Source organism: Mycobacterium hippophais, from assembly GCF_027529605.1.
Classification (GTDB): Bacteria; Actinomycetota; Actinomycetes; order Mycobacteriales; family Mycobacteriaceae; genus Mycobacterium; species Mycobacterium arseniciresistens.
This window is the reverse complement of the sequence record NZ_JAPZPY010000017.1, coordinates 14,265-35,083: the sequence shown is the minus strand read 5'-3', so window position 1 is coordinate 35,083 and position 20,819 is coordinate 14,265. Positions and strand designations below refer to the sequence as shown.

The following is a 20,819-nucleotide window of genomic DNA, read 5'->3' as shown; positions in this document are numbered from 1 at the left end:
AGCGTACCTAGAGAGTGCATCCGATCAGAGTCGGCTCGGGGGTGAGTTCGATCCCGAAGGCGCCCGAGACACCGTCGCGCACCGTCCTGGCCAGCGACAACAGGTCCGCGGTCGTGGCGCCGCCCCGATTGGTCACAGCCAGCGCGTGCTTGGTCGAAAGCCGCACCGGGGCGCCGGGGCCGGGGTAGCCCTTGCCGAACCCGGCGTGCTCCACCAGCCAGCCGGCCGCCAGCTTCACGCCCTCGTCGGCGGGATAATGCGGCACCGGGCCGTCGACGGTGGCGCGCAGCCGGTCGAAGTCCGCGGCGCTCACCACCGGATTGGTGAAGAACGAGCCGACGCTCCACGTGTCGTGATCGGTGCCGTCGTCCAGCACCATGCCCTTGCGGCCCCGGAGCGCCAGCACGGCCTCGCGGACACGCAGCGGGTCGGTCCTGGCGCCCGTTTCCTCCCCCAGCGCGGTCGCCAGTTCGCCGTATCGCAGCGGTGCGCTGCGGCCGTCCGCGTCGAGGGAGAACTCCACCTCCAGCACCACCGCCGCGGCGGAGTTCTTCAGAATGCTTGTGCGGTAACCGAATCCCATTGCCTCGGGACCCACCCAGCTCTCCTCGCCGCTGCGCCGGTCGAGCAGCCGGACGCGGGTGATGGTGTCGGCGACCTCGGCCCCGTAGGCGCCGACGTTCTGCACCGGTGTTGCGCCGGCAGAGCCGGGGATGCCCGACAGGCACTCGAGGCCGCCGAGCCCGTATGCCAGCGCGGTGACCACCACGTCGTCCCACGAGGCGCCCGCCTCGGCCCGCACGACGTTGTCGACCACCGTGATCTCGGTGTTGGCCACCCGCACGACGGTCAGGTCGGCCATGTCGTCGGCGAGCACCACGTTCGACCCGCCGGCGAGCACCAGAGCGTCGGCGTTCTCGGGGCTGCGCAGCGCCGCCACCAGCTCTTCGGTGCTGGTGGCGGTGATCAGCCTGCGGGCCACCGGACCGATCCGCAACGTGGTCAACGGCGCCAGCGGCACGTCGCGTTCTTCGGACTGCTGCCCCACGGGCTGTCACGGTAGCCTGGCTGGCTATGCCGCGTTCATTCGACTTGGCCACCGAATACGAGGGCACCGTCGATGAGGTTCACCGGGCGCTGCGTGACGAGGGCTACTGGCTGTCCCGGCTGACCGATTCCGGCGCCGACGACTATTCGCTGGACGCGCTGACCGCCGGGCCGGACGGCGGCGTCACCGTCACCACCACGCAGGTGCTGCGCGCCGACCGGCTCCCGGGAATCGTCACCCAGTTCCACCGCGGTGACCTGGCGATCCAGCGCGAAGAGCACTGGGATCCGGTCACCGACGGCCAGGCGAGCGGGTTCGTCAACGGCGTGATCCTCGGCGCCCCGGTCACCCTCGACGGCGCGATGACGCTCGCTCCGATACGGGCGGGCGAGGCGTCACGACTGACCTGCAAGGCCACTGTCGAGGTGCGTGTCCCGCTCGTCGGCGGCAAGTTGGAGAACCTGATCGGCGGCCAGCTCGTCGATGTGCTGATCGCCGAGCAGCGCTTCACCACGGCGTGGATCGCCGAGAACGCCTGACGTGCGCCATACACTCGGTCCGTGGGTGCGCCCCTCGGCCAGCTGACCCGCGGCACCACCGGTTACAACCGGCTCCGCCGCAGCGACAGATGGCTGGTGCACTCGGCCCGGGTCCGCACCGCCGTCGGTTCGGCCACCGACCCGCTGGTCGTCGACCTCGGCTACGGCGCCCTGCCGGTCACCACGCTCGAGCTGGCCTCGCGGTTGCGGCCGATCCGGCCGGACGTGCGGGTGGTGGGCCTGGAGATCCATCCCGAACGGGTCGACGCGGCCCGCCCGTCCGCCACGGCAGGGGTCGACTTCGCGCTCGGCGGCTTCGAACTGGCCGGCCTGAACCCGGTCCTGGTCCGCGCGTTCAACGTGCTCCGGCAGTATCCGGTCGAGGCCGTCGCCGATGCGTGGTCGGCGATGCAGCGGCGGCTGGCGCCGGGCGGGCTGATCCTCGACGGCACCTGCGACGAGTTGGGCAGGCGGTGCGCCTGGGTGCTGCTCGACGCCGAGGCGCCGGTCAGCCTGACGCTGGCCTGCGACCCGTTCGCGATCGAGCGGCCCTCCGACCTCGCCGAACGGCTGCCCAAGGTGCTGATCCACCACAACGTGCCGGGGCAACCGATCCACGCCCTGCTGACGGCCGCCGACCGTGCCTGGGCCAGTGTCGCCGGGCACGGCGTCTTCGGGCCCCGGGTGCGCTGGCGGGCGATGCTCGGCCTGCTGCGTGAGCAGGGCCTCCCGGTCGAGCCGCCGCGGCGCCGGATCCGCGACGGCGTCCTCACGGTCCCGTGGGACCACATCGCACCCGCCGGCGCGCCACTAGGCTGACGTCATGCGGATCGCCCTGGCACAGATCGCCGCAGGCACCGACCCGGCCGCCAATCTCGAGACGGTCGAGGAATACACCGGGCGCGCCGCCGAGGCAGGCGCGGAACTGGTGCTGTTCCCGGAGGCGACGATGTGTCGCTTCGGGGTGCCGCTGGGGCCCGTCGCCGAACCGCTCGACGGCCCGTGGGCCGACGGTGTGCGCGGCGTTGCGGACCGCTCGGGGATCGTGGTGGTCGCGGGGATGTTCACCCCGAGCGGCGACGGCCGGGTGACCAACACCTTGATCGCCGCCGGTCCCGGTGTCGACACGCACTACCACAAGATCCACCTCTACGACGCGTTCGGCTTCCGCGAATCACGCACGGTCGCACCGGGTTCCGAGCCCGCGATGATCGCCGTCGGAGGCTTCCAGGTGGGCCTGACCACCTGCTACGACATCCGCTTCCCGGAGCTCTACGTCGAGCTCGCCCGCCGCGGCGCCCAGCTGATCACCGTGCACGCCTCGTGGGGGTCGGGCCCGGGCAAGGTCGACCAGTGGACGTTGCTGGCGCGGGCCCGCGCGCTCGACACCACCAGCTACGTCGCGGCCGTCGGCCAGGCGTACCCGGGTGACGAGGTCGCGGCCTCCGGACCCACCGGGGTGGGCCACAGCCTGATCGCCTCCCCCACCGGCGACGAGCTGGTCAGCGCGGGTCCGGATGCCCAGCTGCTGCTGGCCGACATCGACGCGGAGACCGCGCAGAAAGCACGAGACAGCATCGCGGTGCTGGACAACCGCTCGGGGTCGGCTCAGTTCGGTAAGGCAGAATCGCTCGGGTGACCGATGACTGGGCCCGCCCTGCCAACCAGCCGCCCGTCCCGCCACCACCCCCACCGCCGAATATGCCGCCGCCGCCACCGCCCGGCGGGCAGGGCTACCCGCCCCAGGGTCCGCCGCCATCCGGCGACGCCGAGCGCACCTCCTTCGGCGACAAGATCAAGGGCCTGTTCCGCGATCCGCTGTCGATCGTGCTCGTGGTGGTCATCGTGGTCGCGCTGGTGGCCGCCGGACTGCTCGGCGGTGAGCTGTACGCCCGCAACCGCGCCGACGACGTCGTCTCCCGGGTGGTGTCGTGCATCGTGCAGGACGAGGCGAAGGCGTCGTTCGACCCGCTTCCGCCGTTCCTGCTGCAGCACATGACGGGGCACTACACCAACATCAACATCGAGACGGCGGGCAACCAGATCCGCGAGGCCAAGGGCATGAAGGTGGCCATCGACATCCGCGACGTCCGCCTCGAGGACACCGCGACCTCCGGCGGCTCGGTCGGATCACTGACGGCGAACATCACCTGGGCGGCCGACGGCATCAAACAGACTGTGCAGGACGCCATTCCGCTGTTCGGCAGCTTCCTGACGGGCGTCACCACCAACCCGCAGGGCGGCACGATCGAGCTGGAGGGCGCGCTCGGCACCATCACGGCCAAGCCGGAGGTCGTCGACGGCGGGATCGCGCTCCAGGTGACGAACCTGACCGGGCTCGGCTTCACGCTGCCCCGCGAGACGGTGCAGCCCGCGCTCGACGCGTTCACCGGCGAGCTGACGAAGAACTACCCGATGGACATCACCGCCCGCAGCGTCGAGGTCACCGACACGGGAGTGACGGCGGTGTTCGCCACGCAGAACGCCCAGATGCCCAAGGGCCAGCAGGACCCCTGCTTCTCCGAGCTCTGATCCGGCGGCGACGAGCCGGGTCAGTCGAGCGCGTCGAGCACGGCGCGCGTGCCCGACAGGCCCAGCCGCGTCGCACCGGCGTCGAGCATCGCCACCGCGTCGGCTGCGGTGCGGATGCCGCCACTGGCCTTGACCTCGAGCCGCGGCCCGACCGTCGCGGCCATCAATTCCACGGCGGCCACCGAGGCGCCGCCGCTGGGGTGGAAGCCGGTTGAGGTCTTGACGAAGTCGGCGTCGGCGGCCTCGGCGGCCCGGCACGCCTCGACCAGCGCGTGTTCACCGGCGAACTCGAGCAGCGCGGCCGACTCGAGGATCACCTTGAGGATGACGCCTTCGCCGACGGCCGCGCGTACCGCGGCGATGTCGTCGCGCACCGCGTCGAAGTCGCCCGCTACCGCAGCGCCGACGTCGATCACCATGTCGATCTCGACGGCACCCGCTGCGGTCGCCAGCACCGCCTCGTGCGCCTTGACGGCGGAGAAGTGCTTGCCCGAGGGGAATCCGACCACCGCGGCGATCACCGGTCCCGGCGCCTGCGCCGACTTCGCGGCGGCCACCATCGTCGGCGACACGCAGGCGGCGTACACGCCGAGTGCGTCGGCCTCCCGCATCAGCGCGATGACGTCGGCCTCGGTGGCCTGTGGCTTGAGCAGCGTGTGGTCGACGAGTTCGGCCACCGCGTCGCGGGTCCAGGCCATCAGAACGGCTCCAGGGTGCCGCCCGGATTGCAGCCGGCGGCCATCATCTCCTCGCCGGTCACCTCCGGACGCCACGGTTCGAGGTTCCAGCTCACCTTGCCGGGTTCGGCCATCTCGGCGAACTGCCAGTGGCAGATGAACTGTTCGCGCATGCCGGGAATCGCGGCGTCCGGGGACAGCGCGAGCACCTCGGCCCACGCCACGTCCGCAGGCACGGAAGCGGCCTGCCGGGCGGACGGCGTCGGGTAGACGCGCAGGCTGGACAGGTCACCCCACTTGGCCCACTCGACGTGGTCGACGTACGGCGGAGCCGGGACCGGGTTGGCCGCCGCCGTGGGCAGCACGGTGAACGCGGACGCGAGGATGCTGAGGGCCGCCAGCGCGGCGGTGACGACGGGTCGCACGGGTCAGCGTGACTTCCCTTGGATCTCCAGGATCTTGGGCCGTACGTCGACGAGGTACACGCCGGCGGCGCAGGCGCAGATCGCGGCACCGAACACATCCTGCAGCAGGAGCAGCAGCAGCACGCTCACGCCGAGGATCGCCAGCCACACCGGCTTGGTGAGCTTGCCGGCGGCGGGGTAGGCGTCGGTCCGCTGGATCGCCGCGTGCACGAACGAGTAGACGCCCACCACCAGGACGACGAGGACCAGGGCGAAAGAGATGACGCCCGCTAGGTCGGCAAGTATCACCTCACCACCCTAAGCGGGCGCCATCCGTGCGTCGAATTACTTCTGTGTGACCTTCTTGGCCGGAGCCTTCTTGGCCGGGGCCTTCTTGGCCGGGGCCTTCTTGGCGGCCGGCGCCGGGGCGGTCTTCTTCGCCGGGGTGGGGGCAGGCGCCTTGACAGCGGCCTTCTTCACCGGCTCCGAGGCGCTCTCGGTGCGCTTCGGCAGCTCAACACCCACCAGCTTGGCGGCCCGCTCACCGACGGCGCGGGTCTGCGTGGCCACGTTGCCGAGCGCCTCCTGGGTCAGCTCGACGGCCTGGTCGGTGATCCCCTCGACGCGGTTGGCGGCGTCCTCGAGGGCCGGCTGGCTGCGGAGCCGCTCGAGTGCGGCCTCGCCACGCTCGACGAGCTTCACGTAGGTGGTCTGCGCGGCGTCGGCGTACCCCTCGGCCGCCTTGCGCAGCTCATCGGTGGTGAGCCGCTCGCGCAGCTCACCGACCTGTGCGGGGATCTCTTCCTGCAGCTTGTTCAGCCGGGCGCGACGCTCGTCGAGACGGGCGTTCGCGTCGGTGCGGGCGTCGCCTGCACGGTCACGAAGGCTGGCCACGATCTCGTTGACGGTGGCGAGCGCCAGGTCGGCGGCACCCACGGCCGCGAGCAGCGGCGCCTTCAGGTCTTCGATGTCCAGGTTCTGCTGCTGAGTCTTCTCGGCCATGTCGTACTTCCTTTCAGGATCTGTCTTCATTCAGATGTGCGGTTCTCAGGGGTGGATCTGTTCTAGTCAGTCGTCGGCTCCCCTTCCGCCGGGAGCTCCGCAGCCTCGTTCTGCTGAACGAACGAGGAGTAGATGTCGAGCAGGACCCGCTTCTGCCGCTCGTTGATCGCCGCGTCGTTGACGATGGCGTCGCGTACATCGCTGGTCGCGCTCGGCTCGAGGATCCCGGCCCGGACGTAGAGCACTTCGGCTGACACCCGCAACGCCTTCGCGATCTGGTTGAGCACGTCGGCGGACGGTTTGCGCAGTCCCCGCTCGATCTGACTGAGATAGGGATTGCTGACGCCGGCCTTCTCGGCCAGTTGCCGCACCGATACCTGGGCCGCTTCGCGCTGACTCCGGATGAAGCTGCCGATGTCCTGCGCGGCGGTGGTCACGACCGCGGCAAGATTTTCATCCTGCTGCATGGTCTCAGCCCCCTCCGTGCGTCGGGTATCCGATTGGTGTCGGAATCAACCGTACGACGGAGTGCTAACTTTTGCAAGCACTAGCTAGCGCAGGTCAGAAGAGTAGCTGGGCTATCGAGTAGATGACGAGGCCCGCCAGCGAGCCCACCACCGTGCCGTTGATACGGATGAATTGCAGGTCGCGGCCGACGTGCAGTTCGATCCGATCGCTGGCCTCCTCGGCGTCCCACCGCTCGATGGTGTCGGTGATGATCGTGGTGATCTCCGCCCCGTATTCGGCCACCAGGTGCTGAGCGCCCCGCACGATCCAGTTGTCGACCTTGCGGCGCAGATCGGCGTCGTCGCGCAACGACTCCCCGATGCGGATCACCGAGTCCGCGATGCGGCCCCGCAACGTCGACGACGGGTCGTCCACCGACTCGAGGATGATCCGCTTGGCCGCCGTCCACGCGGTCTCGGCCGCCCTGGTCACCTCGTCGCGGGCCATGATCTGTTCTTTGACGTTCTCCGCGCGCTGGATCGTCGCCTCGTCGTGCTGCAGGTCGTTCGCGAACTCGAACAGGAACTTGGTCGCCGAGCGCCGCAGCTCGTGGTCGGGATTGCGGCGGACCTTGTCGGTGAAGTCCATCAGCTCGCGGTGGATCCGGTCGCCCACCAGGTGGTCGACCCAGCGCGGTGACCACTGCGGCGAGTCCCGCTCGATGACGCGCTCGATGATCTCGCCCGCGTTGAGCGACCACTGGAACGCCCGGTCGGCCAGCAGCTGGATCAGCGCCTCCTGCCGCCCCGCCACGAGCAGCTCGTTGAGCACCCGGCCCACCGGCGGCCCCCACTGCGGCTCGGCGACGCGCTTGACGATCATCTTGTCCAGCACCTGCTGGACGTCCTCGTCGCGCAGCATCTCCACCAGCACCCGCAGCACCGTCGACACCTCCGCAGCGACGCGGGCGGCGTTGACGGGTTCAGCGAGCCACTTGCCGGTGCGGCTGGCCACGTCGGCGGAGCGCAGCTTGGTCTCGACGTTCTCCGGCGACAGGAAGTTCTCCCGGACGAACATGCCGAGGCCCTCGCCGAGCTGGTCCTTCTTGCGCTTGATGATCGCGGTGTGCGGGATCGGGATGCCCAGCGGGTGCTTGAACAGGGCGGTGACGGCAAACCAGTCGGCCAGCGCGCCGACCATGCCGGCCTCCGCGGCGGCCCGCACATAGCCCACCCACCCCGGCGCACCCTGCGACTGCGCCCACGTGCACACCAGGAACACGACCGTCGCCCCGAGCAGGAATCCGAGCGCGACCGCCTTCATCCGGCGCAGCGCGCGGCGCCGCTCGGCGTCGGCGGCGGAGTCCGCGCCGGCGAGCGCCTCGGCGAAACTCGCCTTCTGTGCCACCGGTGCCGGTTCGACGTCTGCTCTGTGTGCCACCAATCCATCATGGGCCATGCCGCTATGTACCCGTCTGACCGCGCCGATCCCCGACGGCGGGTCGTAGTATCGAGAGGGACTACGGAATGGACTACGGGGATAGTGGCACAGCAGACCCCGCCGGTGGCGGTCAAGACCGATGGACGCAAACGGCGCTGGCATCAGCACAAGGTCGACCGGCGCAACGAACTCGTGGACGGCACCCTCGAGGCGATCCGCCGACGTGGAAGCAACGTCAGCATGGACGAGATCGCCGCTGAGATCGGGGTGTCCAAGACGGTGCTGTACCGCTACTTCGTCGACAAGAACGACCTCACCACCGCGGTGATGATGCGATTCGCCCAGACCACGCTGATCCCGAACATGGCGGCCGCGCTGACGTCGAACATGGACGGCTTCGACCTCACCAGGGAGATCATCCGGGTGTACGTCGAGACGGTGGCCAACGAGCCGGAGCCGTACCGGTTCGTGATGGCCAACAACTCGGCCAGCAAAAACCAGGCGGTCGCGAACTCCGAGCAGATCATCGCCCGGATGCTCGCGGTGATGCTGCGCCGCCGGATGGCCGAGGTCGGGATGGACACCAGCGGTGTCGAGCCGTGGGCGTTCCACACCGTCGGCGGCGTCCAGCTGGCCACGCACTCGTGGATGTCGCACCCGCGGATGACGTCCGACGAACTCATCGACTACCTGACCATGCTCTCCTGGAACGCGCTCTGCGGAATCGTCGAGGTCGGCGGCTCACTCGAGGTGTTCCGCAGCCAGGCACACCCGTCGCCGATCCTGCCCACCAGCCGATGACCGCCGAAGCCGAGCTGCCAGACGAGTGGACCCACGAACCGGCAGAAATGCTGGCATTCCGTAACGGCTCCAAGGTCATCGACATCGACACCGACGCGACGCCGGGCTTCGGCGGGTCGAAGAGCGATGCGAAAGCCCTGCAGTGGGAACGCAACGAGCTGCTGGCCGACCTCCAGGAGAGGTTCTACGCCGGCAGCAGGGGCGGGGGCGACAACCGCTCGGTGTTGCTTGTGCTGCAGGGCATGGACACTGCGGGCAAGGGCGGGATCGTCAAACACGTTGTGGGCGCTGCGAATCCGCAGGGCGTGCGGTACACCAGCTTCGGCAAGCCGACCGAGGAGGAGCTGGCCCACCACTACCTGTGGCGCATCCGGAAGGCGCTGCCGCCCGCGGGGCACATCGGCGTGTTCGACCGGTCGCACTACGAGGACGTGCTGATCGTGCGGGTGCACGACCTCGTCCCGCCGAACGTGTGGGCCACCCGCTACGACGAGATCAACGCCTTCGAACGCGAACTCGTCGACGGCGGAGTGACTTTGGTGAAGGTCGCGATGTTCGTCTCACTCGACGAGCAGAAGAAGAGACTGGAGAAGCGTCTCGCGCGGCCGGACAAGTATTGGAAGTACAACCCCGCCGACATCGACGAACGCCTGCTGTGGCCGAAGTACGTGGAGGCCTACCAGGCGATGCTCGACCGCACGTCGACCGACATCGCGCCGTGGCACATCGTGCCCTCCGACCACAAGTGGTACAGCCGCCTCGCGGTCACCGAGCTGCTCATCGAGGCGCTCGAGGGTCTGGACTTGTCGTGGCCCCCTGCGGATTTCGACGTCGAGGCGGAGAAGCGCCGCCTCGCAGAGGTCTAGAGCGACCGCGCTCTTCGCGAGTGCACGCTTGTTCGCACCCTCACTCGGCGTTTGCGTACAACAACCGTGCACTCGCTTCCGGTTATCCACAGCCGCCACGATTGCCGCGCGGAGTGGTGGGCGACGGGCCAGACGATGAAGGTATGCATCCTCGTCTCATCGTCGCGACCGAGGCGCTGGCCGACGGTGATCTGACCCGTCGCGATCTCATGCGCAGCTACCGGAAGGTACATCGCAACGTCTATGTGCGTGCCGACACGGAACTGAGCGCGCTGGACCGTGCCCGTGCCGCCTGGCTGTGGTCCGGGCGGAAGGCAACGCTCGTCGGCCACTCGGCGGCCGCTGCCCTCGGCAGTCGCTGGATCGACGCGGACGCACCCGTGGAGCTGGCCCACTCCAGACGGCCCGGCGCGCATGGAATTCTCGTGCACTCGGACGTGATCCGCGACGATGAGGTGTGCCTCCGGTACGGCATGCGGTGCACGACGCCGGCACGCACCGCGTACGACCTCGCCAGACGCCTCCCCCACGAGCAGGGCGTCATCCGGGTGGACGCACTGCTCAACGCCTCTGGCGCCACCGTCGCGGACGTCACCGCCGTCGCGCGCAGGTACCCGGGAGCGCGGGGGGCACGACGCCTTCGTGAGGTGCTCGACGTGGCCGACGGTGGCGCCGAGTCCCCGCAGGAGACCCGCCTACGACTCCTGCTCGTTCGTTCCGGCATCCCCCGCCCTGCGACCCAGATGAGGGAGGGCAGCAGGCGTATAGACATGGGCTGGCTGGCGGCGAAGGTGGGCGCCGAGTATGACGGCAAGCAGCATTGGACCGATCCCGACGAGCACGCTCGCGACATCGAGCGCCTGGAGTTCCTCGCCTCGCGCGGCTGGCTGATCGTCCGGGTCAGTGCTCGACAGCTCAACCAGCGACCCGCGAGCGTGGTGCAACGAGTCCGCGCAGCGTTGCGCACGCGAGAGCACGCTTGTTGACGGGGTCACTCGGCGTTTGCGTACAACAACCGTGCACTCGCGCCAGAAATCAGTACGTGTAGAAGCCCTTGCCCGACTTCTTGCCCAGCTGGCCCGCCTCGACCATCCGCTGCAGCAGCGGCGGCGGCCCGTAGAGCGGCTCCTTGAACTCCTCGAACATCGAATCCGCGATCAGCTTCAGCGTGTCCAGCCCGACCAGGTCCGACAGCTTCAGCGGGCCCATCGGGTGCGACAGCCCGGCGACGACGGCGGTGTCGATGTCCTCGACGGTGGCGACGCCGGCCTCGGCCATCCGGATCGCCGACAGCAGGTAGGGCACCAGCAGCGCGTTGACGACGAAGCCCGACCGGTCCGTGCAGCGCACCACCTTCTTGCCGAGCGTCTCACCCGCGAACCGCTCGACGCGCGCCAGCGCCTCGTCGGTCGTGACCAGCGTCGGCACCAGTTCGACCAGCGGCAGCACCGGCACCGGGTTGAAGAAGTGCAGGCCCAGCACGCGGCTGGGATTCTTGGTGGCCGCGGCGATCTTCATGATCGGGATGCTCGACGTGTTCGACGCCAGCACGGCATCGGGATCGGTGATGGCCTCGTCGAGCTGCGCGAAGACCTTCGCCTTGACGGCCGCATCCTCGACGATCGCCTCGACCACCAGCTGGCGGTCCGCCAGCTCGGCGATGTCGGTGGCGACGCTCAACCTCGCGAGCGCCTCGTCGCGTTCGGCCTCGGTCAGTTTGCCCTTGCTGACACCGCGCTCCAGCGACGAGACGATGCGGCCGCGGCCCGCCTCGGCAAGCGCCTCGGTGGGCTCGTAGATGCGGACGTCGGCACCCGCGCGCAACGACACCTCGGCAATGCCTGCGCCCATCTGTCCGGCGCCGACGACGCCTACCCGCTCGATGCTCATTGATCTCCTCCGATACAGCGACAGGCCCCGCCCGAGAACACGGACGGGGCCTGACGCTATCAACTGACTTCTAGTGGAACTGGCCCTCTTCGGTCGAGCCGGTCAGCGCCGTGGTCGAGCTGGTCGGGTCCACGGTGGTGGCGATCCGGTCGAAGTAGCCGGCGCCGACCTCGCGCTGGTGCTTCGTCGCGGTGTAGCCCCGCTCCTCGGCGGCGAACTCGCGCTCCTGCAGCTCGACGTACGCGCTCATCTGGTTGCGGGCGTAGCCGTAGGCCAGATCGAACATCGAGTAGTTCAGGGCGTGGAAGCCCGCGAGGGTGATGAACTGGAACTTGAAGCCCATCGCGCCGAGCTCCTTCTGGAACTTCGCGATGGTCGAGTCGTCCAGGTGCTTCTTCCAGTTGAACGACGGCGAGCAGTTGTACGACAGCATCTGGTCGGGGAACTCCGACTTGACGCCCTCGGCGAACTTGCGGGCCAGCTCGAGGTCCGGCGTGCCGGTCTCCATCCAGATCAGGTCGGAGTACGGGGCGTAGGCCTTGGCGCGGGCGATACAGGGCTCCAGGCCGTTCTTGACCCGGTAGAAGCCTTCCTTGGTCCGCTCACCGGTGATGAACGGCTGATCGCGCTCGTCGACGTCGGAGGTGATCAGCGTGGCCGCCTCGGCGTCGGTGCGGGCGATGACCAGGGTCGGCACGTCGGCCACGTCGGCGGCCAGGCGGGCCGACGTCAGGGTGCGGATGTGCTGCTGGGTGGGGATCAGCACCTTGCCACCGAGGTGGCCGCACTTCTTCTCCGACGCCAGCTGGTCCTCCCAGTGTGAACCGGCGACACCGGCGGCGATCATGGCCTTCTGCAGCTCGTAGACGTTCAGCGCGCCACCGAAGCCGGCCTCGCCGTCGGCGACGATCGGGGCCAGCCAGTTCTCGATCGAGGTGTCGCCCTCGACCTTGGCGATCTGGTCGGCGCGCATCAGCGCATTGTTGATGCGGCGGACCACCTGCGGCACCGAGTTGGCCGGGTAGAGGCTCTGGTCGGGGTAGGTGTGGCCGGACAGGTTGGCGTCACCGGCGACCTGCCACCCCGAGAGGTAGATGGCCTTCAGCCCGGCGCGAACCTGCTGGACGGCCATGTTGCCGGTCAGGGCGCCGAGGGCGTTGACGTACTCGAGGTCGTGCAGCTGGCTCCACAGCACCTCGGCGCCGCGGCGGGCGAGGGTGTTCTCCTCGACGACACTGCCCTGCAGCGCGACGACGTCCTCGGCGCTGTACTCGCGGGTGATGCCCTTCCACCGGGGGTTGGTGTCCCAGTCCTGCTTGATCTGTTCGGGCGATTTCGGGGTGCCAACGGTCGACATCGACTGCTCCTTCGTGAGTACTGAATCGCTGCGGTGTGGCCGACTTTCCCGGCTTGCTAACACTCGAACGACTTCGCGGCTGTGCTCCTACGAGGATGCCCCAAGGTATAACTGCAGGTCCACCCGTTTCGCTTGCCAAGTTTCGCCAACACCCCCGGCTAACTTGTGAAGATTGCGAAGAGGTTCGGCAGCTGTACCGGTTCAGAAGCTACTGATCGGTAACCCGTTTTCGCTGGTCAGTACGCCCGTACTGTTAAACCGTGATGATCAGAGCGTGAAGAGTGATGCGACGGCTTTCGTCTCGTCGCCGACCGCATATGTGAGCGTTGTAACAGTGCGATCCGTCAGCTCGGCGCCGAACTTGTCGGTCGAACCGGGCGGGTGCACGTGCGAGATGATCTCCAGTTTGTCGCCGAGGGCCACCGGCAGGTCGTGCTCGATGGTGGCGCGCAGCGGCTTCTGCAGCAGTTCGGGGTGGCTGCCCAGGTAGTCCTCGACCACCGACCAGTACACCGAGTTGTTCATGTGGTCGAAGATGTCGATGTCCGAGACGCGCACCGGGTACTCGCGGATATCGGCGGCGTCCTCACGGGCACCCGCGCTGAGGTAGGCCTTCCAGCGCAGCCGGTTCACATCGGTGGTTCGCTGCAGCCCCGCGATGAAGTCGTCGGAGATGCGCGCCGGACCCTGGGTCTCGCGATTGATGTTGATCCAGAACGCCTCGGACTCCATCAGCCCGCCCTTGCGGCCGTCGATGCGCACCCGCATCTCGCACCACCGGTTCGACGTGCCCGAACACCAGCGGCGCAACCGCATCATGTCCTGGAACTCGATGGGCCGGATCAGGTCGATCATGGTGCGGCGCACGATCCACAGCGGATGGGTCTCCTCGAAGCCCAGTTCGCGGAGGTGGTCGGAGCCGATGTCCTGGATGTGACGCGTCGCGGCGTCGAATTTCAGGCGGCCGGCGCGGTCGACGTCGGCGACGCGCAGGGGCCATCCGGTGTCGAACACGTCGGGATGCGGGTCGGGCACCGGCATCATCGTCTTTGCCAAGCCGGCGCCGGCAGCTGCCTGCGTGCCGCTCACGTTCGTCCTCCCAGATCGTTGCCCAACCGAATCATGCCAGGCGCCCCGATCCTGCCACAGCGGCTGCCCGTGCGAACGCTGCGAAGCGCTTCTTCGCACGTTGTTACGCTGGTCAGATGGCCAAGACCTTCGTCGGCTCGCGCGTGCGGCAGCTGCGCAGCGAACGGGGCTACAGCCAGGCCGCCCTTGCGCAGAAGCTCGACATCTCGCCGAGTTACCTGAACCAGATCGAGCACGACGTCCGCCCGCTGACCGTCGCCGTGCTGCTGCGGATCACCGAGGTCTTCGGCGTCGACGCGACCTTCTTCGCCTCGCAGGACGACACCCGGCTCGTCGCCGAACTGCGAGAGCTGACGATGGACCGCGACCTCGGCGTCGAGGTCGACGTCGCGGAGATCGCCGACGTCGTCGCCGCGCATCCCACGCTCGCCCGCGCCATGGTGAACCTGCACCGGCGCTACCGGCTCACGACGGCGCAGCTCGCCGCGGTGACGGAGGAGCGGTTCGCAGACGGCAGCGGTTCGGGCTCGATCACGATGCCGCACGAAGAGGTGCGCGACTACTTCTACGACCGGCAGAACTACCTGCACGAGCTGGACACCGCCGCCGAGGACCTCACCATCCGGCTGCGCATGCACCGCGCGGAACTGGCCCGCGAGCTGTCCGACCGCCTGACCGCGGTGCACGGGGTCCGCATCGTCCGGCGCAACGACCTCGGTGAGAACGTCATGCACCGCTTCGATCCCGCGACGAAGACCCTGGAGATCGGCGGGCACCTCTCGTCGGGTCAGGTGGTGTTCAAGCTGGCCGCCGAACTCGGCTTCCTGGAGTTCGGCGATCTCATCGACAGGCTCGTCGAGGAGGGCACGTTCACCAGCGACGAGTCCCGCACGCTGGCCCGCCTCGGGCTCGCCAACTACTTCGCCGCGGCGACGGTGTTGCCGTATCAGCAATTTCACCACGTGGCGGAGAACTTCCGCTACGACGTCGAACGGCTGTCGGCCTTCTACGCGGTCAGCTACGAGACCATCGCGCATCGGCTGTCGACGCTGCAGCGGCCGTCGATGCGCGGCGTCCCGCTGTCGTTCGTTCGGGTGGACAGGGCAGGCAACATGTCGAAACGCCAGTCCGCCACCGGATTCCACTTCTCCTCCAGCGGCGGCACCTGCCCGCTGTGGAACGTCTACGAGACGTTCGCCAACCCGGGCAAGATCCTGGTGCAGATCGCACAGATGCCCGACGGGCGGGACTACATGTGGGTGGCCCGCACGGTGGAACGGCGCGCGGCGCGCTACGGGCAGCCCGGCAAGACGTTCGCCATCGGGCTGGGATGCGAGCTGAGGCACGCCCACCGGCTCGTCTACTCCGAGGGGCTCGACCTGTCCGGCGATGCCTCGGTGGCGACCCCGATCGGTGCGGGATGCCGGGTGTGCGAACGGGACAACTGCCCGCAGCGCGCCTTCCCCGCCCTCGGCCGGGCGCTGGACCTCGATGAGCACCGCTCGACCGTGTCGCCGTATCTGGTCAAGCAGACCTGATCCGTCACCGGTGCCCGGGCCTTTCGGGGCCCACCTGTGCCAGACTCGATGGGGTGAGTTCAGTAGAGCCTGCGCGCATCGAGCCCGGCGGATTCCGCGAACTGGGTCCGCTCAACTGGGCCATCGCCAAGGCGGGCGCCCGCTCGATCCGTGCCCCGCGATTCAGCCTCTTCAACGTCCTGGGCCGGCACCGGCTGCTGTTCCTGGCATGGCTGCCCTACAGCGGCGTCCTGCTCGGCCCCCTCGGCAAGCTCACCCGCCGGGACGCCGAGACGGTGATCCTGCGGGTCGGCCACCTGCGCGACTGCGAGTACGAGCTGCAGCAGCACCGCAGGCTGGCCCGTAGCCGTGGGGTGGACGCCGAGACGCAGGCCCGGATCTTCGCAGGCCCGGACGCCGACGGCCTCACCGACCGGCAACGGGTGCTGATCACCGCCACCGACGAGTTCGTCGTCACCCGCGGCGTCTCCCCGGAGACGTGGAAGGCGCTGGCGAAGCACCTGACCGAGCAGCAGCTGATCGAATTCTGCATGCTCGCAGCGCAATACGACGGCCTGGCGGCGACCATCAGCACGTTGCAGGTGCCGCTCGACTTCCCGGACTGACTACAGGTAGGTCACGCCGAGCACGATGATCGAGAACAGCACGGGCGCCGCGGGCAGGCACCACAGGAATGCCGCCCACACGTGCGACTTGCGCTGGTAGTGGCGCCATCCCAGCACCCCCGCCGCGACGCCGAGCAGCAGTGAGACCGCCGCCACCAGCAGCACCCAGAAGCTGATGTCGGGGGTGCCGGTGGCCAGCGAGATGCCGATCAGCCACAGGACGTGCCCGATCACCAATCCGCCGATGCCGGCGACGAGCTCGTTTCTCAAAAGTTGATCATGTGGCCGGTGAGGCCGTGGAAGCACTCCTGCAGCGCCTCCGACATCGTCGGGTGGGTGTGCACGTTGCGGGCGAGCTCGGTGGCCGTCAGGTCCCACTTCTGCGCCAGCGTGAGCTCGGGCAGCAGTTCGGACACGTCGTGGCCGATGAGGTGCCCGCCGATCAGCTCGCCGTATTTCGCGTCCGCGATCAGCTTGACGAAGCCGCTCGGGTCGCCCATGCCGTGCGCCTTGGCGTTCGCGGTGAACGGGAACTTCGCGACGACGACGTCGTAGCCCTCGTCGCGGGCCTGCTCCTCGGTGAGCCCGAAGCTGGCCACCTGCGGCTGACAGAACGTGGCGCGCGGCATCATCCGGTAGTCGCCCAGCGGCAGCGTCTCCGCGCCGGCGATGGTCTCGGCCGCGACCACGCCCATCGCCTCGGCGACGTGGGCCAGCTGCAGCTTGCCCGTCACGTCGCCGATCGCGTAGACGTGCGGCTTGTTGGTGCGCATGTAGTCGTCGATGCCGATGCCGCCGCGCTCGGTGAGTTCCACCCCGGCCTTATCGAGGTCGTAGCCCTCGACGTTCGGGACGAATCCGATGGCCTGCAGCACCTTCTCGGCCTTGATCTCCTGCGACTTGCCGTCCTTGCTGACGGTGACGGTGACCTCTTTGCCGTCGTCGTCGATCGACTCGACCTTGGTGCCGGTGAGGATCTTGACGCCGAGCTTCTTGAACTGCTTCTCGATCTCCTTGGAGACGTCGGCGTCCTCGTTGGGCAGCGCCCGCGGCAGGAACTCGACGATGGTGACGTCGGTGCCGTAGTTCTTCATCACGTAGGCGAACTCCATGCCGATCGCCCCCGCGCCTGCGATGACGATCGACTTCGGCAGCTCACGCTCCATGATCTGCTCTTCGTAGGTGACGACGTTCTCCGACAGCTTCGTGCCGGGCACCAGCTTGGTGTGCGCGCCGGTGGCGATGATGACGTTGTCGAACGTGACCTCTTCGGTGCCGCCGTCGTTGAGGTCGACCGACAGCGTGTGGTCGTCCTTGAACTTCCCGTAGCCCTGGATCTCGGTGATCTTGTTCTTCTTCATCAGGAAGTGCACACCGGTGACGCGGCCGTCGGCGACCTTGCGGCTGCGGTCGTAGGCGACGCCGTAATCGAACGTCGCCTCCCCGCTGATGCCGAAGGTCTTGGCTTCCTTGGTGAAGATGTGGGACAGTTCGGCGTTGCGCAGCAACGCTTTCGACGGGATGCAGCCGACGTTGAGGCACACCCCGCCCCAGTATTTGGGTTCGACAACGGCGGTGTTCAGCCCGAGTTGGGCGGCGCGGATGGCCGCGACGTACCCGCCGGGACCGGCTCCGAGGACGACGACGTCATAGTGGGTCACGCCCACCAGCCTAGTGGGCCCGAGGGCGCGCGCTACCGGGCGATCCAGCCGAACACGTAGGCGCCGTAGAGCACGGCCGCGGCGGCCGTCGACGCCAGCGGCGCCGATATCAGCCCGATCGCCATCGCCGACACCTTCGGCCGGTGCGCGACCATCGCCGCCAGCAGCGCCGCCACCGTGCACGCCACCAGGTACACCAGCACCGCGAAGACCGGCCACCGCTTGGTCAGGTCGGGGTCGGTGTACCACCACTGGTACAGGCCTGCGCCGATCCCGGCCGCGACCACCCATACTCCCGCCACGACGAGCGCGAACATCCACCGCTTGACGAACTGGTAGGACCCCGGCACGACGAGCGGCTGGGCAGCGGCCACCTGTTCGGGCATCGGCTCGGACGGCACGTCCTCGAACGCGACGGGCGGTGCGTAGTCGGGTGAGGGCGCGAGCACCGGTTCGGGTTCGGCGGCACGGGGCTTGACCGGGTCGCGCAGTGCCTCGAAGCTGCCGGTGTCGAAGGTCGGCAGGTACGGCGAGGTGTTGTCGCTGGTCTTCTCTTCTGTCTTCTCAGGCACCGCTCACCACCTGGGTCAATGTCAGGACTCCGAACCACCCGGGCGCGATCGCGACGACGAACGCGCCCAGCGTCGTCACCCAGCGCTGGGCCGACAGCAGGATGGCCAGCATGCCGATCGTTCCCGGTACGCCGACCACCAGGCCGATCACCACGTCGGGCCGAACGCTGGTGTCGACGAGCAGGATCGTCGTCACGCCGGCGAGCAGCCCCACCGCGGCGCCGACCAGCATCGCGCCGGTCAACAGCCAGGCCCTGGGAAGCGGGATCACGATTGAAAACGATAAGGGCCGAGAACCGTGTCAGCCCTCAACCGGCGCGGCGCGCCCAGGTAACGGACATGCATCCGATTCGACACGGCCGGTCTCGGCCACGACGTGGGTGCCGTGCGGCTGCGGGCGTTCCCCCGCCTCGTAGCGGGCGCCGGTGAGCGGCGGATCCGCGGCGAGCGCGGCGTTCTCCTCGTCGGTGAAGGCCCTGCCCCGGCTGAGGAACCGCTTGCCCTCCGGCGCCTCGAGGCTGAAGCCGCCGCCGCGGCCCGGCACCACGTCGATCACCAGCTGGGTGTGCTTCCACGTGTCGAACTGCGGCCCCGAGATCCAGACCGGAACCCCCGCCTCACCGACGTCGAGCACGGCGAGCAGGACGTCGCGGTCGCCGACGATGAAGTCGCCGTCGGGGTAGCACATCGGCGAGGAGCCGTCGCAGCAGCCGCCGGACTGGTGGAACATCAGCGCGCCGTGGCGGGCCTGCAGCGTCTCGAGCAGGTCGGCGGCGGCACGTGTGATGAGCGCCCTGTGCGGGCGGACGCTCGTCAGAAGAACCCCTGGGCCTTGTCGCTGTAGGACACCAGAAGGTTCTTGGTCTGCTGGTAGTGGTCGAGCATCATCTTGTGGTTCTCCCGGCCGATGCCGGACTGCTTGTAGCCGCCGAACGCCGCGTGCGCGGGATAGACGTGATAGCAGTTCGTCCACACCCGGCCGGCCTTGATGTCGCGCCCGGCGCGGTAGGCGGTGTTGCCGTCGCGGCTCCACACTCCCGCGCCCAGGCCGTAGAGGGTGTCGTTGGCGATGCGGATGGCGTCGTCGTAGCCGTCGAACGACGTCACCGCCACCACGGGGCCGAAGATCTCCTCCTGGAAGATCCGCATGGCGTTGTCGCCGGCGAAGATCGTGGGCTGCACATAGTAGCCGCCGTTGAGGTCGCCGCCGAGGTCGGCGCGCTCGCCGCCGGTGACCACCCGGGCGCCTTCGGAGCGGCCGATCTCGATGTAGGACAGGATCTTCTCCAGCTGATCGTTGGAGGCCTGGCTGCCGATCATCGTCTCGGTGTCCAGCGGGTCGCCCTGGCGGACGGCCTTGGTCCGGATCGCGGCCAGCTCGAGGAACTCGTCGTAGATGTCGGCCTGCACCAGGCTGCGCGACGGGCAGGTGCACACCTCGCCCTGGTTGAGCGCGAACATCGTGAAGCCCTCGAGCGCCTTGTCCTGGTAGTCGTCGGCGGCGGCCATCACGTCGGAGAAGAAGATGTTCGGGCTCTTGCCGCCCAGCTCCAGCGTCACCGGGATGAGGTTCTGCGACGCGTACTGCATGATCAGCCGCCCGGTGGTGGTCTCGCCGGTGAAGGCGATCTTGGCGATCCTGTTCGACGACGCCAGCGGCTTGCCCGCCTCGAAGCCGAAACCGTTGACGACGTTGAGCACGCCCGCGGGCAGCAGGTCGCCGATCAGCGACATCAGGTAGAGGATCGACGCCGGGGTCTGCTCGGCGGGCTTGAGCACGACGGCGTTGCCCGCGGCCAGGGCGGGCGCCAGCTTCCAGGTGGCCATCAGGATCGGGAAGTTCCACGGGATGATCTGGCCGACGACGCCGAGCGGTTCGTGAAAGTGGTAGGCGACGGTGTCGTCGTCGATCTGGGACAGCGACCCCTCCTGGGCACGGATCGCGCCGGCGAAGTAGCGGAAGTGGTCGACGGCGAGCGGGATGTCGGCGTTGAGCGTCTCGCGGATCGGCTTGCCGTTGTCCCACGACTCGGCCAGCGCCAGCGACTCCAGGTTCGCCTCGATGCGGTCGGCGATCTTGTTCAGGATCACCGCGCGCTCGGCGGGCGACGTCTTGCCCCAGGCCGGCGCGGCGGCGTGCGCGGCGTCGAGGGCCTTCTCGATGTCGGCCTCGGTGGAGCGCGGGATCTCGCAGAACCCCTGCCCGGTGACGGGCGTCGGGTTCTCGAAGTACTCCCCGCCGGCCGGCGCCACCCACTCGCCGCCGATGAAGTTGGCGTATCGCGACTCGAACGACATCAGCGCGTCGGCGGTGCCTGGGCGGGCGTAGGTGGTCATGGGTGCCTCCCTCG

At 68.6% G+C, this 20,819-nt stretch carries 25 protein-coding genes; 9 read left to right on the top strand and 16 right to left on the bottom strand.

Annotated elements, in window-relative coordinates; all coding sequences use genetic code 11:
* Positions 1 to 7 precede the first annotated feature (7 nt).
* Positions 8 to 1,048, bottom strand: coding sequence for a UDP-N-acetylmuramate dehydrogenase (locus tag O6P37_RS26335; protein ID WP_269896851.1), 1,041 nt, complete (start codon positions 1,046 to 1,048; stop codon positions 8 to 10).
* 26 nt (positions 1,049 to 1,074) lie between these two features.
* On the opposite strand from O6P37_RS26335, the gene O6P37_RS26330 reads away from it, so the two are divergent.
* Genes O6P37_RS26330 through O6P37_RS26315 form a run of 4 tightly spaced genes read left to right on the top strand, consistent with a single transcriptional unit; the run spans position 1,075 to position 4,119 of the window.
* Positions 1,075 to 1,587, top strand: a complete 513-nt coding sequence (locus O6P37_RS26330; protein WP_269896850.1) for a DUF2505 domain-containing protein — start codon at positions 1,075 to 1,077, stop codon at positions 1,585 to 1,587.
* A 21-nt stretch (positions 1,588 to 1,608) separates the two neighbouring features.
* Positions 1,609 to 2,406 carry a class I SAM-dependent methyltransferase gene (locus O6P37_RS26325; protein ID WP_269896849.1) on the top strand — a complete coding sequence of 266 codons (798 nt, stop codon included), beginning with the start codon at positions 1,609 to 1,611 and terminating at the stop codon, positions 2,404 to 2,406.
* 4 nt (positions 2,407 to 2,410) lie between these two features.
* Complete coding sequence (locus O6P37_RS26320; RefSeq protein WP_269896848.1) at positions 2,411 to 3,226, top strand: carbon-nitrogen hydrolase family protein; 816 nt, start codon at positions 2,411 to 2,413, stop codon at positions 3,224 to 3,226.
* Positions 3,223 to 4,119: an LmeA family phospholipid-binding protein gene (locus tag O6P37_RS26315; RefSeq protein ID WP_269896847.1), complete on the top strand. Its 897-nt coding sequence runs from the start codon at positions 3,223 to 3,225 to the stop codon at positions 4,117 to 4,119. The genes O6P37_RS26320 and O6P37_RS26315 overlap by 4 nt, the downstream gene beginning before the upstream one ends.
* A 20-nt stretch (positions 4,120 to 4,139) precedes the next feature.
* Here the strand turns inward: O6P37_RS26315 and deoC are convergent, their stop codons facing one another.
* The 6 genes from deoC to O6P37_RS26285 form a co-directional block, all read right to left on the bottom strand.
* Entirely contained in the window at positions 4,140 to 4,817 is a 678-nt protein-coding gene (gene deoC / locus O6P37_RS26310) for a deoxyribose-phosphate aldolase (RefSeq protein WP_269896846.1), read from the bottom strand.
* Positions 4,817 to 5,221 (bottom strand): DUF2599 domain-containing protein, encoded by a 405-nt coding sequence (locus O6P37_RS26305; protein WP_269896845.1) that lies wholly within the window; start codon positions 5,219 to 5,221, stop codon positions 4,817 to 4,819. The genes deoC and O6P37_RS26305 overlap by 1 nt, the downstream gene beginning before the upstream one ends.
* A gap of 3 nt (positions 5,222 to 5,224) precedes the next feature.
* Positions 5,225 to 5,509 (bottom strand): DUF2516 family protein, encoded by a 285-nt coding sequence (locus O6P37_RS26300; RefSeq protein ID WP_264013091.1) that lies wholly within the window; start codon positions 5,507 to 5,509, stop codon positions 5,225 to 5,227.
* Positions 5,510 to 5,545: 36 nt separating this feature from the next.
* On the bottom strand, positions 5,546 to 6,202 hold the full coding sequence (locus O6P37_RS26295; protein WP_269896844.1) for a heparin-binding hemagglutinin: 657 nt from the start codon (positions 6,200 to 6,202) through the stop codon (positions 5,546 to 5,548).
* A 62-nt stretch (positions 6,203 to 6,264) separates the two neighbouring features.
* Complete coding sequence (locus tag O6P37_RS26290) at positions 6,265 to 6,669, bottom strand: helix-turn-helix domain-containing protein (RefSeq protein WP_269896843.1); 405 nt, start codon at positions 6,667 to 6,669, stop codon at positions 6,265 to 6,267.
* Between the two features lie 94 nt (positions 6,670 to 6,763).
* Positions 6,764 to 8,092, bottom strand: a complete 1,329-nt coding sequence (locus tag O6P37_RS26285; protein ID WP_408633257.1) for a DUF445 domain-containing protein — start codon at positions 8,090 to 8,092, stop codon at positions 6,764 to 6,766.
* A 99-nt stretch (positions 8,093 to 8,191) separates the two neighbouring features.
* Between O6P37_RS26285 and O6P37_RS26280 the strand changes: the two genes are divergently transcribed.
* From O6P37_RS26280 to O6P37_RS26270, 3 genes are all read left to right on the top strand, one after another.
* A complete protein-coding gene (locus O6P37_RS26280) occupies positions 8,192 to 8,890 on the top strand; it encodes a TetR/AcrR family transcriptional regulator (protein ID WP_269896841.1) in 699 nt (232 codons plus the stop codon).
* Positions 8,887 to 9,756 carry a polyphosphate kinase 2 family protein gene (locus O6P37_RS26275; RefSeq protein WP_269896840.1) on the top strand — a complete coding sequence of 290 codons (870 nt, stop codon included), beginning with the start codon at positions 8,887 to 8,889 and terminating at the stop codon, positions 9,754 to 9,756. The genes O6P37_RS26280 and O6P37_RS26275 overlap by 4 nt, the downstream gene beginning before the upstream one ends.
* Before the next feature lie 143 nt (positions 9,757 to 9,899).
* Positions 9,900 to 10,742, top strand: a complete 843-nt coding sequence (locus O6P37_RS26270) for a DUF559 domain-containing protein (protein WP_269896839.1) — start codon at positions 9,900 to 9,902, stop codon at positions 10,740 to 10,742.
* A 49-nt stretch (positions 10,743 to 10,791) separates the two neighbouring features.
* Here O6P37_RS26270 and O6P37_RS26265 read toward each other — a convergent pair whose 3' ends face one another.
* From O6P37_RS26265 to O6P37_RS26255, 3 genes are all read right to left on the bottom strand, one after another.
* Positions 10,792 to 11,646, bottom strand: a complete 855-nt coding sequence (locus O6P37_RS26265) for a 3-hydroxybutyryl-CoA dehydrogenase (RefSeq protein ID WP_269896838.1) — start codon at positions 11,644 to 11,646, stop codon at positions 10,792 to 10,794.
* 70 nt (positions 11,647 to 11,716) lie between these two features.
* Positions 11,717 to 13,003, bottom strand: coding sequence for an isocitrate lyase (gene aceA, locus O6P37_RS26260; RefSeq protein ID WP_264013083.1), 1,287 nt, complete (start codon positions 13,001 to 13,003; stop codon positions 11,717 to 11,719).
* 267 nt (positions 13,004 to 13,270) lie between these two features.
* Positions 13,271 to 14,047 carry an acyl-[acyl-carrier-protein] thioesterase gene (locus O6P37_RS26255; protein ID WP_269896939.1) on the bottom strand — a complete coding sequence of 259 codons (777 nt, stop codon included), beginning with the start codon at positions 14,045 to 14,047 and terminating at the stop codon, positions 13,271 to 13,273.
* 161 nt (positions 14,048 to 14,208) lie between these two features.
* Here O6P37_RS26255 and ramB point away from each other — a divergent pair, with 161 nt between their 5' ends.
* Positions 14,209 to 15,630 carry an acetate metabolism transcriptional regulator RamB gene (gene ramB / locus O6P37_RS26250; RefSeq protein ID WP_269896837.1) on the top strand — a complete coding sequence of 474 codons (1,422 nt, stop codon included), beginning with the start codon at positions 14,209 to 14,211 and terminating at the stop codon, positions 15,628 to 15,630.
* A gap of 53 nt (positions 15,631 to 15,683) precedes the next feature.
* On the top strand, positions 15,684 to 16,235 hold the full coding sequence (locus tag O6P37_RS26245; protein ID WP_269896836.1) for a carboxymuconolactone decarboxylase family protein: 552 nt from the start codon (positions 15,684 to 15,686) through the stop codon (positions 16,233 to 16,235).
* Here the strand turns inward: O6P37_RS26245 and O6P37_RS26240 are convergent, their stop codons facing one another.
* The 6 genes from O6P37_RS26240 to adh are packed head-to-tail and all read right to left on the bottom strand — an operon-like array spanning position 16,236 to position 20,805.
* The gene (locus O6P37_RS26240) at positions 16,236 to 16,505 is read right to left on the bottom strand and encodes a hypothetical protein (protein ID WP_269896835.1); all 270 of its coding nucleotides are present in this window, start codon (positions 16,503 to 16,505) and stop codon (positions 16,236 to 16,238) included. It lies immediately after the preceding gene.
* Positions 16,502 to 17,896: a dihydrolipoyl dehydrogenase gene (lpdA, locus tag O6P37_RS26235; protein ID WP_269896834.1), complete on the bottom strand. Its 1,395-nt coding sequence runs from the start codon at positions 17,894 to 17,896 to the stop codon at positions 16,502 to 16,504. Before lpdA ends, O6P37_RS26240 begins: the two co-directional genes overlap by 4 nt.
* A gap of 32 nt (positions 17,897 to 17,928) precedes the next feature.
* Positions 17,929 to 18,468 (bottom strand): hypothetical protein, encoded by a 540-nt coding sequence (locus O6P37_RS26230; RefSeq protein WP_269896833.1) that lies wholly within the window; start codon positions 18,466 to 18,468, stop codon positions 17,929 to 17,931.
* Entirely contained in the window at positions 18,461 to 18,739 is a 279-nt protein-coding gene (locus O6P37_RS26225; protein WP_269896832.1) for a putative holin, read from the bottom strand. The genes O6P37_RS26230 and O6P37_RS26225 overlap by 8 nt, the downstream gene beginning before the upstream one ends.
* A gap of 30 nt (positions 18,740 to 18,769) precedes the next feature.
* Positions 18,770 to 19,285 (bottom strand): DUF779 domain-containing protein, encoded by a 516-nt coding sequence (locus O6P37_RS26220; protein WP_269896938.1) that lies wholly within the window; start codon positions 19,283 to 19,285, stop codon positions 18,770 to 18,772.
* Positions 19,282 to 20,805 carry an aldehyde dehydrogenase gene (adh, locus tag O6P37_RS26215; RefSeq protein WP_264013075.1) on the bottom strand — a complete coding sequence of 508 codons (1,524 nt, stop codon included), beginning with the start codon at positions 20,803 to 20,805 and terminating at the stop codon, positions 19,282 to 19,284. The genes O6P37_RS26220 and adh overlap by 4 nt, the downstream gene beginning before the upstream one ends.
* Between the last annotated feature and the right edge of the window lie 14 nt (positions 20,806 to 20,819).